Origin of the sequence: Bradyrhizobium sp. SZCCHNS3016 (assembly GCF_032484535.1) — a bacterium.
In the GTDB taxonomy this organism is placed as follows: Bacteria; Pseudomonadota; Alphaproteobacteria; order Rhizobiales; family Xanthobacteraceae; genus Bradyrhizobium.
In genome coordinates this window covers 1-11,723 of record NZ_JAUETE010000032.1, presented here as the reverse complement: position 1 = coordinate 11,723, position 11,723 = coordinate 1, and the positions used below count along the sequence as shown (strand labels likewise).

At 65.5% G+C, this 11,723-nt stretch carries 15 protein-coding genes; 9 read left to right on the top strand and 6 right to left on the bottom strand.

The window, feature by feature from the left end:
• Window positions 1–227: hypothetical protein (locus QW881_RS32370; RefSeq protein ID WP_315759630.1), on the top strand; the 227-nt coding region annotated here is incomplete at its 5' end.
• A 186-nt stretch (window positions 228–413) separates the two neighbouring features.
• Here QW881_RS32370 and QW881_RS32365 read toward each other — a convergent pair.
• Both QW881_RS32365 and QW881_RS32360 read right to left on the bottom strand, forming a co-directional pair.
• On the bottom strand, window positions 414–1,838 hold the full coding sequence (locus tag QW881_RS32365; RefSeq protein ID WP_315759631.1) for a sensor histidine kinase: 1,425 nt from the start codon (window positions 1,836–1,838) through the stop codon (window positions 414–416).
• Window positions 1,813–2,478 (bottom strand): response regulator transcription factor, encoded by a 666-nt coding sequence (locus tag QW881_RS32360; protein ID WP_315734309.1) that lies wholly within the window; start codon window positions 2,476–2,478, stop codon window positions 1,813–1,815. Before QW881_RS32360 ends, QW881_RS32365 begins: the two co-directional genes overlap by 26 nt.
• A 120-nt stretch (window positions 2,479–2,598) precedes the next feature.
• Here QW881_RS32360 and QW881_RS32355 point away from each other — a divergent pair, with 120 nt between their 5' ends.
• From QW881_RS32355 to QW881_RS32330, 6 genes are all read left to right on the top strand, one after another.
• On the top strand, window positions 2,599–3,378 hold the full coding sequence (locus QW881_RS32355) for an ABC transporter ATP-binding protein (RefSeq protein ID WP_315759632.1): 780 nt from the start codon (window positions 2,599–2,601) through the stop codon (window positions 3,376–3,378).
• Window positions 3,379–3,395: 17 nt separating this feature from the next.
• The gene (locus tag QW881_RS32350) at window positions 3,396–4,262 is read left to right on the top strand and encodes an ABC transporter permease (protein ID WP_315759633.1); all 867 of its coding nucleotides are present in this window, start codon (window positions 3,396–3,398) and stop codon (window positions 4,260–4,262) included.
• 40 nt (window positions 4,263–4,302) lie between these two features.
• Window positions 4,303–5,319 carry an ABC transporter substrate-binding protein gene (locus QW881_RS32345; protein ID WP_315713965.1) on the top strand — a complete coding sequence of 339 codons (1,017 nt, stop codon included), beginning with the start codon at window positions 4,303–4,305 and terminating at the stop codon, window positions 5,317–5,319.
• 178 nt (window positions 5,320–5,497) lie between these two features.
• The gene (locus tag QW881_RS32340; RefSeq protein ID WP_315759634.1) at window positions 5,498–6,109 is read left to right on the top strand and encodes a LemA family protein; all 612 of its coding nucleotides are present in this window, start codon (window positions 5,498–5,500) and stop codon (window positions 6,107–6,109) included.
• A gap of 15 nt (window positions 6,110–6,124) precedes the next feature.
• A complete protein-coding gene (locus QW881_RS32335; protein ID WP_315759635.1) occupies window positions 6,125–7,024 on the top strand; it encodes a YgcG family protein in 900 nt (299 codons plus the stop codon).
• A 17-nt stretch (window positions 7,025–7,041) separates the two neighbouring features.
• The gene (locus QW881_RS32330; protein ID WP_315759636.1) at window positions 7,042–7,539 is read left to right on the top strand and encodes a TPM domain-containing protein; all 498 of its coding nucleotides are present in this window, start codon (window positions 7,042–7,044) and stop codon (window positions 7,537–7,539) included.
• Between the two features lie 104 nt (window positions 7,540–7,643).
• On the opposite strand, the gene QW881_RS32325 is transcribed toward QW881_RS32330, so the two are convergent.
• Window positions 7,644–8,612, bottom strand: a complete 969-nt coding sequence (locus QW881_RS32325; protein WP_315759637.1) for a YafY family protein — start codon at window positions 8,610–8,612, stop codon at window positions 7,644–7,646.
• 86 nt (window positions 8,613–8,698) lie between these two features.
• Here QW881_RS32325 and QW881_RS32320 point away from each other — a divergent pair, with 86 nt between their 5' ends.
• Window positions 8,699–9,343: a glutathione S-transferase family protein gene (locus QW881_RS32320; protein WP_315759638.1), complete on the top strand. Its 645-nt coding sequence runs from the start codon at window positions 8,699–8,701 to the stop codon at window positions 9,341–9,343.
• A 117-nt stretch (window positions 9,344–9,460) separates the two neighbouring features.
• Here the strand turns inward: QW881_RS32320 and QW881_RS32315 are convergent, their stop codons facing one another.
• Window positions 9,461–9,679, bottom strand: coding sequence for a hypothetical protein (locus tag QW881_RS32315; RefSeq protein WP_315759639.1), 219 nt, complete (start codon window positions 9,677–9,679; stop codon window positions 9,461–9,463).
• A complete protein-coding gene (locus tag QW881_RS32310; RefSeq protein ID WP_315759640.1) occupies window positions 9,655–10,320 on the bottom strand; it encodes a hypothetical protein in 666 nt (221 codons plus the stop codon). The genes QW881_RS32315 and QW881_RS32310 overlap by 25 nt, the downstream gene beginning before the upstream one ends.
• 679 nt (window positions 10,321–10,999) lie before the next feature.
• Here QW881_RS32310 and QW881_RS32305 point away from each other — a divergent pair.
• The gene (locus QW881_RS32305; protein ID WP_315759641.1) at window positions 11,000–11,386 is read left to right on the top strand and encodes a DUF302 domain-containing protein; all 387 of its coding nucleotides are present in this window, start codon (window positions 11,000–11,002) and stop codon (window positions 11,384–11,386) included.
• 100 nt (window positions 11,387–11,486) lie between these two features.
• Here the strand turns inward: QW881_RS32305 and QW881_RS32300 are convergent.
• A partial coding sequence (locus tag QW881_RS32300; protein WP_315759642.1) for a hypothetical protein occupies window positions 11,487–11,723 on the bottom strand: 237 nt, incomplete at its 5' end.

Here is an 11,723-nt window from a genome sequence, read left to right as displayed (position 1 = left end):
GCGCATTCTGGCAGATCTGGCGTACACAAGGGGCGTTGCGCGCGATCGTCACGACACGCGAGGCGGGGATGCGATGGACGTTTTTGCGGCGTGAGACGAACGCGGCGAGGGCGGACGTGAAGTCGTGTGGTTCTGGCATCCCGACGCTGATGCTAAGTTGCTTGGGTGATGATCCGAGCGACGACGGTGGCCAAAAAGCCCGGTGCACCGAGAAGAGCACGATATAAGCGTTAAAACCGTCGCGCAGGGAAGGCCGGGATGTCTCGGCCGAACCTGTGGTTCCTGCCCCGTGCATTTTGTTCGCACGGGGGCCATGGGGGCGGCGAGCTCCCGGCCTTCCCTGCGCCCTCTCGATCTTCGAAAGGGCATGTCGATCGCAAGCCTCGGGCGTGATCCGCCGCGGGACGACGACGTCATGTCCGCTGCTGTTTGAGATGTGAATCTGGACGTGTATCGACTGCCGTCGACCGATCCACCGGCAGCTCCAGTCGCACACTGAAGTCGCCTGCCACTCCGCTGAACCGCAGCCGGCCGCCATGGGCCTGCGCGACCTCGGCCGCGATGGCGAGGCCCAGGCCAGAGCCGTGGGAGCCGTCTCCTTTCTGGAAGGGAGATAGCAATCGGTGCTGCGCCTCGGCGGCGATGCCGGGGCCGTCATCCCAGACGATGATCGCGACATGGCTCGCCTTGCTTTCCACCGTCACCATCAGCCGCATCTTTGCACCATGCGCCAGCGCGTTGTGAATGAGATTGGCGAGTGCCTCGCGCAGGCTGATGGCATCGACGGCGATGACGGCATCGTCTTCTGCTGGCACGAAGCTGACGGAGACCTCGCGGTCGAGCGACAGCGGCACGCTCTGCGATAGCACCGACTTGGCCAGCGCGTTGATGTCGGTCGCAGCAAAGCGCGGCGCCTGGGCGCGGTGCTGGATCATGGCGTGATCGAGCAATTGGCTGGTGAGGCGGGCGAGATCCGCGATGCGACCGCGTAGCCGGTCGAGCGCCTTCGGGTCCCTGGTCTGATCGCTGATCAGCTCGACCTCGGCATCGATCGCGGCGAGCGGCGTGCGCAGCTGGTGGGTGGCGTCGGCGATGAAGCGCTGCATCAGCGTGATGCGCTCGGCAAGGCGTTGCATGAAGCCGTCGATCGCGCCGACCAGCGCGCGCACCTCGCGCGGCGGCGTGATCGCGATCGGGCTCAGATCGTCCGGCCGGCGCTTGACGATCTCGGCCTCGATCCGCGTCAGCGGTGCGAACACCAGCCGCAGGCATAGCGCAGTCGCCACCAGCGCCAGCACGCTCATCGCGGCGATGAGGCCGATCGCCTTCGAGGCAAGATCCCAGGTCAGCGCGTCGCGGGCGCGCAGGGTCTGCGCCAGCACGATCTGGCTCCAGCCGTCTCCGGGCGCGCCGTCGAGCTTGCGCGCTACCGCGGCGATGCGCACGGCCTGGTCGCGATAGATGCCGTCGCGCAGCACGACGCCCTCGCGCAGCGCCCTGGCGGGCGCGGTGACGGCGAGATCGTCATAGCCGGCGACGACGACGCCGCGCGGATCGGTGACGCGATAGAACACGAGGTCATAGGCCGACAAGGTCGCAAACGCTGCCGCCGGCGGATCCAGCGTCACGACGCCACCCTGCATGTAGATGTTCTCGGCGATCTGCACGGCGCCGCCGGCGAGCAGCTTGTCATAGGCGTCGCGCGCGGCGGTGGCGGCATATTGCCAGGCGGCGAGGCTCAGCACGACGGCGCCGACGGCCAGGATCGCGCCGATCGCGATCAGCAGCCGCGCGCGCAGCGAGGTCCTGAGGTCACGAAGCGTGGAGCTGATAGCCAAGGCCGCGCTCGGTCTTGATTTCGACTGTTGTCGCCGCCAGCTTGCGCCGCAGCCGGGCGACGAACTGCTCGACGGCGTTGGGGCTCGGATCCTGGTCGAAGCTGAACAGCTGCTCGACCAGCTCCTCTTTGGCGACGTAACGCCCAGGGCGTGCGGCGAGAATTTCCAGCACGGTCAGCTCGCGCCGCGTCAGGTCCAGCGGCTGGCCGGCGACGCTGGCGGTGCGCCCAGCGCGGTCGATCACCAGCGGCCCCAGGGTCAGCAGATTGTCGGACTGGCCGGCGGCCCGGCGCAGCAGCGCCCGCGCCCGCGCCTCCAGCTCGCGATAGTCGAACGGCTTGATCAGGTAGTCGTCGGCGCCGAGGTCGAGCGCGCCGATGCGGTCGTCGACTGCCGAGCGCGCGGTCAGCACCAGCACCGGCGTGCGCAGGCCGCGCTTGCGCAGGTGCTTGAGCACGGCAAAGCCGTCCATGTTCGGCAGCATCACGTCGAGCACGATCAGGTCATAGGTCTGCACCTCGATCAGCTCGCTCGCGGTGCGGCCGTCCTTTTCCCAGTCGACGGCGTAGCCGATCCGCTCGAACCGGCTGGTCACGGCGGCGCCGATCTCGGGCGTGTCTTCCACCAGCAGGATGCGCACGGTCTCGTTGTCCGCCTCGGAGTCAGGTTCGCGTCAGTCTCCTCCTCTATCACCTCGGATAAGGGCGCCGAAGTGCACCAGGCGAAATTTCGCACTGCAATATAACGGAGGGGAGGACGCATGACCGTCCATCAATCGCCATCTCAGTTCGAGCCGCTGCTCTCCGTCGAGGGCGTGACGCTCCAGTACAAGACGCCGGACACCTTGGTCACGGCGACCTACCGCGTCGATTTCAATGTCTTCGATTCCGACCGCTTCGTGCTGCTGGGGCCCTCCGGCTGCGGCAAATCCACCCTTCTGAAGGCGATCGGCGGCTATCTGAAGCCAACCGAGGGCCGCATCCGCCTCAAGGGACACGACGTCAGCGAGCCCGGCCCGGACCGCATGATGGTATTCCAGGAATTCGACCAGCTCCTGCCGTGGAAGACCGTGCGCGAGAACGTCGTGTTCGCGCTGACAGCCAGCGGCCGGCTCGGCGCGGCCGAGGCCAACGAGCGCGCCAGGTCCTATATCGACAAGGTCGGCCTCACCAAGTTCATCGACTCCTATCCGCACATGCTCTCCGGCGGCATGAAGCAGCGCGTCGCGATCGCCAGGGGCATGGCGATGGAGCCCGACGTGCTCTTGATGGACGAGCCGTTCGCCGCGCTGGACGCGCTGACCCGGCGCAAGATGCAGGATGAGCTCCTGCAATTGTGGCAGGACACCCGCTTCACCGTGCTGTTCGTGACGCATTCGATCGAGGAGGCGATCAAGATCGGCTCGCGCATTCTGCTGCTGTCGCCGCATCCCGGCCGCGTCCGCGCCGAGCTCAACAGCGTGCCGCCGGGCACGATGGGCTCGCCCGAGCAGGTCGCCCTCGAAGGGCGCATCAACGACATGCTGTTCGGCCATCACTGAGACACGAGGAGAGCATCATGAGCGAAACGTTGGCGCTGCGCCCCGAAATCGTCAATGCAGACACGCCCCTCGGCGACGTCAAGGTCGAGGCCAGCCTGTCCTGGCTGGAACGCATCTACCACGTCGGTGCGGTCCGCAAGGCCATCATCCTGGTGGCGCTGGCCGGGCTGTGGCAGGCCTATGGATTGTGGCTCGGCAATCCCCTGTTGTTTCCGACCTTCACCGACACGCTCTCGGCCTTCTTCGAGAACATCGGCAACGGCATCATCCCTGCGCGCACCCTGGTGTCGCTGGAGACGCTGCTGATCGGCTACGGCATCGGCATCGCGCTGGCGGCCGTGCTGACCACGATCGCGATCGGCTCGCGGATCGGCGCCGACATGCTGGAGGCGCTGACCTCGATGTTCAACCCGCTGCCGGCGATCGCATTGCTGCCGCTGGCGCTGATCTGGTTCGGCCTCGGCAAGGGCAGCATCATCTTCGTGCTGGTGCATTCGGTGTTGTGGGCGATCGCGCTCAACACCCATTCCGGCTTCCGCTCAGTGTCGAACACCTTGCGCATGGTCGGCCTGAACTACGGCCTGCGCGGGTTGAAGCTGGTGCGCTTCATCCTGATCCCGGCTGCATTTCCGGCCATCCTCACCGGCCTGAAGGTGGGCTGGGCCTTCGCTTGGCGCACCCTGATCGCGGCCGAGCTGGTGTTCGGCGTGTCCTCGGGTTCCGGCGGCCTCGGCTGGTTCATCTTCGAGAACCGTAACCAGTTGGAGACGGCCAACGTCTTCGCCGGCCTGTTCACCGTGATCTTCATCGGCCTCGTCGTCGAGAACGTCGTGTTCGCGACCATCGAGCGCAAGACGGTGCGGCGCTGGGGCATGCAGCACTGAATTTCGAGTTATAAGCACAACAACAAGGAAGGAGACGACCATGTCCTGGAGCAAATCATTCACGGCCGCCGCGCTCGGCCTCACCGCGCTGCTCGGTGCCACCGGCGCCTCGCAGGCCGAGGTCAAGGAGATCAGGCTCTCCAAGGGCTACGGCATCCTCTATCTGCCGCTGATCGTGATGGAGGATCAGAAGCTGATGGAGAAGCAGGCGGAGAAGGCCGGGCTCGGTCCGTTCAAGGTGAACTGGCAGATGCTCGACGGCGGCAACATCATCAACGACGCGATGATGGCCGGCTCGCTCGACATCGCCGGCACCGGCGCGCCCGGCTTCATCACGCTGTGGGCCAAGGCCAAGGGCATTCCGGCGGTGGAGGTGGTCGGCGTCAGCGGCCTCAGCTCGACCTCGCTGTGGATGAACACCAACAATCCTGAGATCAAGTCGCTGAAGGATTTCAAGCCGAGCGACAAGATCGCCCTGCCGGGCATCAAGACCTCGCTGTCGGCGGTCATGCTGCAGATGATGGCGGCGCAGGAGTTCGGCAAGGAGAACTACGCCAAGCTCGATCCGATGACTGTCGGCCTGCCGCATCCGGAGGCGCTGGCGGCGCTCACCTCGGGCAAGACCGAGATCACGGCGCATTTCACCTCGCCGCCGTTCTCCTACATCGAGCTGAAGGATTCGAAGATTCGCCGCGTTGCCAATTCCGCCGACGTGCTCGGACGGATGACGATGGACGTGGTGTTCGCGCCCAAGCGCTTCGTCGACGCCAATCCCAAGGTCGTGCAGGCGTTCCTCGACGCGCTCGACGAGGCCTGCACGCTGATCGCCAACGACAAGGCTGCCGCGGCCGAGATCTATGCCCGCACCGCCAAGGTGAAGACCACCAAGGAGGACGTGCTGGAGATGCTGCAGGACAAGGACACCTGGTTCTCGTCGACGCCGGAGGGCGTGCTGAAGATCGCCGAGTTCATGCACGGCGTCGGCTCGATCAAGGTCAAGCCGGCGAGCTGGCAGGACATGTTCGTGACCCAGCTACGCGACCGCAAGGGCAGTTGATCGAGACCCGTCACGGCCTGCGCGGCCAATGACTGGCATCCGCGAGGTCGCCCGGGAACTCTCCCGAACCCACGCTCCGGTCGCCGAGACTTATGTCCGGCGGCCGCCGGCCGTCATTGCGCCGCTGCCCAAGCTGTGCTCTGACGAGGCGGCACAACCGGGAGAAGGGGGACGCGCGATGCGGAAATTGCTGACCGTGCTGGCGGCGCTGATGACGCTGAGCCTGACCAATTGCGGCTACAATGCCATCCAGACCAATGACGAGCAGGTCAAGGCGGCTTGGTCCGAGGTCGTCAACCAGTATCAACGCCGCGCCGACCTCGTGCCCAACCTGGTCAACAGCGTGAAGGGCTTTGCCCAGCAGGAGAAGGACGTGCTGCTCGGCGTCACCAACGCCCGCGCCAAGGTCGGCAGCGTCCAGGCCACGCCCGACGTCGTCAACGATCCCGCTGCGCTGCAGAAGTTCCAGGCCGCGCAGAGCGAACTGACCGGCGCGCTGTCGCGGCTCCTGGTTGTCACTGAGAATTATCCGCAGCTGAAATCGGACGCGCTGTTCCGCGACCTGATGTCACAGCTCGAAGGCACGGAGAACCGCATCACGGTGGCGCGCAACCGCTTCATCAAGGCGGTCCAGGAATACAACGTCGGCATCCGCACCTTCCCGAACAACCTGACCGCAATGATGTTCGGCTACAAGGAGAAGGCCAACTTCACGGTCGAGAACGAACGCGAGATCTCGGTGGCGCCGAAGGTCGATTTCAACGCGCCATCGCCTGCGCCGTCGAAATAGCCGGAGCAAGGAATCGTGCGCGCGCTGCCGGTCCTCAAGGCGCTGCTTGCGACGCTGCTCGTCTGCTTCGCCACGATGGTGCTGGCCGACGTCGCGGTGCCGCAGCTCACCGGCCGCGTCGTCGACCAGACCGGCACGCTGTCCTCGTCCGACGTTGCCGGCCTCACGCAGAAGCTGAAGGACCTGGAGACCCGCAAGGGCAGCCAGGTCGCGGTGCTGATCGTGCCGACGACGCAGCCCGAGACCATCGAGCAGTTTTCGCTCCGCGTCGCCGAGGCCTGGAAGATCGGGCGCAAGAAGGTCGACGACGGCGCGCTGCTCGTGGTCGCCAAGAACGACCGCAAGCTGCGCATCGAGGTCGGCTACGGCCTCGAAGGCAGCCTCACCGACGTCACCGCGCGGCGCATCATCGACGAGGTCATCACGCCGAAATTTCGCAGCGGTGATTTCGCCGGCGGCATCGACGCCGGCGTCGATCGCATCATCGGCGTGATCAATGGGGAGACCCTGCCGGTGCCGCAGCCGCAGGCCTCGCACGGCACGGATCTCGACATCGACTCGATCTCCTCCTTCGCGCCGGTGGCGCTGTTTGGTGCGCTCGTGATCGGCGGCATCCTGCGGACCCTGCTCGGACGACTGATCGGATCGCTCGCGACCGGCGGCGCCATGGGCGTGATCGCCTGGCTGCTGGTGGGATCGGCGGGTCTCGCGGCGCTGTCGGCCATTGCCGGCTTCGTCATCGCTTTCATTGCCGACAGTTTCGCCGGGATGAATACGCCGGGCAGCGGCCGCCGCGGCGGCTGGTCGAGCGGATCGTCCTCGGGCGGTTGGAGCAGCGGCAGCTCGAGCGACAGCGGAAGCTTTTCCGGCGGTGGCGGCAGCTTCGGCGGCGGCGGCGCCTCGGGCAGCTGGTAAGGACGGGACGCGCGACCATGGGTATCAAGCGGATCGGGCGGCATCTCCTGCATCATCCCTGGCAGATGAAGCGTATCTTCACGCCGGACGTGCTCGCGCGCATCGAGCAGGCGATCAAGGATGGCGAGCGCACCCATGCCGGCCAGCTTCGCTTCGTCGTCGAGGGCGCGCTCGACGGCCGGCCGCTATGGCGCGACCAGCCGCCGCGCGAGCGCGCGCTGGACCTGTTCTCGCACCTGCGGATCTGGGACACCGCGCACAACAACGGCGTCCTGATCTATCTCCTGCTCGCCGATCGCGACGTCGAGATCATCGCCGACCGCGGCATCCACGACCGTGTCGGCGCGGCGGGTTGGGAGGCGATCTGCCGCGCGATGGAAGCGGAGTTTCGCGCAGGCCGCTTTGAGCGGGGCGTGGTCGATGGCATTGCCGCGGTGTCACGCGAGCTCGCCAGGCACTACCCGCCGCACGCCGGCGATCCCAACGAGCTGCCCGACACACCAGTGGTGCTTTAGCTCCGATCATACCGGTCCAGCTCATCCTGGCTGGACGTGAGCGCGCACCCCTCTCGCCCCATGACGCGGATGGAAAATACGTCCACAACTCACGCCGTCGCAGCTCATGCGCCGTAGCGTTCCGCCATCGCCCGCGCCAGCTCGGCCATTTTCGCACGCAGCTCGGGCGGGTCGAGCACCTCGGCCTCAGGCCCGAAGCGCAGCAGCTCGCCGGCGGCATGCCATAGCGTCGTTCCGATCGGGATGGTCACGATGCGCCAGCCATCGGCATCGGTGTCGTCGGCGAGGCGCGTGCGGGCGCGCACGTAGGGCTGGCTCCACACCTCCAGCAGTTTCACACCGAGCGCTGACAGGCGCACCGTCGCCTGCTTTGGATGCAGCTCCGCCTCCAGCCGCTCCGTCGCGGCGCGCCAATAGGCGGCGAGGTCAAAGTCTGCAGGTCGCGCGAAGCACTCGTCGGTCACGGCACAGTCGAGAATGCGGGCGACGCGATAGGTGCGCACGCTGCGCTCGACCTGCCCGGCGAGATACCAATTGCCGCCCTTCAGCACGAGGCCGAGCGGCGCGACGCGGCGGCGCTTCTCGGCGCGCCAGGTCTGATAGCGGACGTCGACCATGACGTCGCGGAGCAGGGCGTCGGCAATGGCGCGCAGATGTGTCGGCTCCTCGGACTCGCCGAACCAGCCGGGCGCGTCGAGGTGGAAGCGCGCCTGCATGCGGCCGGCATTGGCGCGCAGGCTTTGCGGCAGTGCCGCCACCAGCTTGGTCTGCGCCGCGCTCATCGCGCCATCGAGCCCGAGCGCGGCGGCGGGGCCCGGCAGGCCCGCCATGAACAGTGCGTCGGTTTCCGTCGGCGACAGCCCGTTCAGCCGCACGCGATAGCCGTCGAGCAGGCGGAATCCGCCTTCGGCGCCGCGCTCGGCATAGACCGGGATGCCCGCCGCGGCGAGCGCGTCGATGTCGCGATAGATCGTGCGCACCGAGACCTCGCAGGCGCCTGCGAGTTCGGGCGCCGTGACCTGTCCCCTGGCCTGCAAGGTGGTGAGGATGGAGAGCAGCCGGCTCGCGCGCATGACATTCTTTAAACATACCTGACACACCTTGTCAGGTATGGTGTGCGATAAGCCCTCACCGCAGCCGGCAATGGGAGGACACCATCATGACCGCCGACGACCCGATCACGCTGTATTACTCGCCGCAGACCCGCGCCGCCGGCACCCGCGTCTTGCTCGAGGAGCTGGGCGCGCCGTACGATCTGCATGTCCTCAACATGAAGGCGGGCGAGCAGCGCAAGCCGGAGTTCCTGGCCGTCAATCCGCTCGGCAAGGTGCCGACGATCGGCCATCGCGGTCAGATCGTGACCGAGCAGGTCGCGATCTTCATCTATCTCGCCGATCTGTTTCCGCAAGCGGGGCTGACGCCGGCGCTCGACGATGCCATGCGCGGGCCCTATCTGCGCTGGATCGCCTATTACGGTGCGTCGTTCGAGCCCGCGGTGATCGACCATTTCATGAAGCGCGAACCGGCCCCGATCACGCAGTCGCCCTATGCCGACTACGATACGATGCTGGGCGCGCTGGAGCAGCAGCTCGCCAAGGGGCCGTATCTCCTCGGCGAGCGCATGACCGCCGCCGACGTGCTGTGGGGCGTCGCCTTCAACTGGACCATGATGTTCGGCGTGGTGCCGCGCAAGGACGTGTTCGTGCGCTATGCCGAGCGCATCACCCAGCGTCCGGCGTTCCAGCGCGTCACCGCCGCGGATGCCGAGATGGCGGCCCAGCACGCGGCCGCCGCCGGCGTCTGAGCGCCAGCATCGACGCAATCGAGCGAGGTCTCGCCGGCAACGGGACCTCGCTCGTGCGATTACACGTTGTCCGCCAGGCGCGGGTCGCCGAACGTCCGACCTCCCGCGTCGCCGTCGCTAATTCAGGCTGATCCCCGTGAGCGGCGTGCCGTCAACGCCGTTGTTGCTGATCTCGTTGTTCTTGAAGGACGAGACGGAGCCGCCGCCGGTCTGGACGACGCCGTTGGCATTGCCCTGGATGACGGAATTTCCCAACGTCACGATGGCGCCGCTGCCGCTTGCCAGAACGCCGGTGTTGTTGAACTCGGAGGTCAGCCGGTCGAGAAACACACCCATCCCCGGCTTCCGGCCGGGACCGTGGCGGATACTCCGGCATTGGCATTTTCGATGGTCTTCGTGTTCGATACGAGCACGCTGATCGCACTGCTCGAATTCGCGGTTGAGACCGTGACGCCAAACGCGGACGCCTTGAGCGAGGAGTCCGCGATCACCACCTGTGCCGCACCGGTCGGCGCGACCGAGATTGCGCTTTGCGAGAAGTTCTCGAAGGTACAGTTCTCGACGACGAGCTTTCGGCCGGCCAGGAAATTGACGCCATTGAGGCCGAGGGTTGTGCCGGCGCCGTTGATGCTCAGATTGCGCAGAATGATGACGTCGTTGGCGCCGGCATTCACGTTGATGCCATTGGTCGCCGACGCCAGGATCGAGGCCATGGTCCCCCCGCCGTCGATCGTGATCGATTTGGTGATCGTGACGGCGCCGTAGCCGCCGGGATCGAGCACGTCGATCTCACCGCCGGCGGCGGTCTTCGAGATCGCACCGGCGAAGGTCTTGCAGGGGGCCGTGCGGCTGCACGGGTTGACGTCGTCGCCGACGCCGGACACCCAGGTCCGCGTCGCCTGCGCGTGCGCCTCGGGCGAGGCAAAGGTCAGGATTGCAGCGCACAAAAATCCGATCGACAAAAACAGCTTTCGCATATGTATCTCCATTCAAATCATTGATCGAGGAAAAGACCGTTCGAACGGCACGGGATGTCGGCGTACGAAAACGCAACCACAACGATCGTTGAAACGAGTAAGCGAGAAGTGCGCAGCTTGCAAGCCAAGAGCGTCTTAATTCGGTGACAGTGCACTCAATTGACCTCCGTTCGGACCTGCGTTCTGCCCGTTCAGCGCGCGGCCGGCTTCGCGTTTGCCGGGCTTGAGCGCGCGCCCGTCATCTTCTCGATGTGGGCGAGAAAGCGGTCGCAGCCGAGCGGACGGCCGATGCTTTCGGCCGGAGCCTGGGTCAGCAGCGCGGCGATGTAGGTCGCGGTAGAGCACGTAGTCTCTTGAGGATCATTTTTCAGCTCCGAGGATCATTTTTTGATTTTTCGCCTCGAGCTTGTGCTTCGATAGAGAGAACAGTGGTGTTGGAACCGAGAAGGCGAACGAGGAGCCAGATTCATCAGTCGAGAATGACGACCTTCGATGTTACTGTGTCAGGTCATCGCTTTGGCAGCCGATGTGCAAGTGGCCCGCAAGAGCAGGTCTTATGTAGAAAATGCCGATTTCGGCGGTATCCGCGTTGACCGGAAGAGAGCAAGATAGGCCGTCAAAGCGACGTCGCATCGGGCTCGCGAAAGCAGCGCCCGGCCAACATGGAAGTGGATGAGCCATGAGCTACACGATCAATCGGATGATCTCTGAGGCGGGCATCGACGAAGTCGACGCTCGTACGCGAAAAGCGCTCGCGGACCATGGCTTCGGCGTCCTGACCGAAATCGACGTCAAGGCGACGATGAAAAAGAAGCTCGATGTCGAGATGACGGGATACCGAATTCTAGGCGCCTGCAACCCAAAGATGGCGCATCAGGCAATCGGCATTGAACCGCGGGTGGGCGCGATGCTTCCCTGCAACGTCATCCTGCGGGAGGTTGAGGGCGGCGTTGAGGTCAGTGCCATCGATCCGGTGGCCTCGATGCAGGCGATCGAGAACACTGAACTCATCAGTGTTGCGAGGCAGGTGCGGGATCTGCTCGCCGACGCGGTTGCCGCGATCTAGGTGTTCTTCGGCGGGTCGTGGGCAGCAATCGGCGTGCCTGCAGATGAAGCCTTGCCTTGCCCAGAAATTTGGCCCTGCAACGGGATCAAACCGACGATGGTCAGAGCCGTAAAAGCGGCACAAGGTTGAACATGCCGAACGCCGTGCCACGCAGTTCCGGCGGTGCGCTCGGCGCGATGTCGGCGATCAGCGCGTCCCTTGGCGCGCCTCTTATACCCTTGCCGACCCGGTCGATGAACCGTGCAGGAATTCGGTGACAGTGCTGGACTGCACCCCTTAAGTGAGACACGATAATTTCTGTGACAGGCATTTCGAGGATGACCTGTGGCAGCAAGAG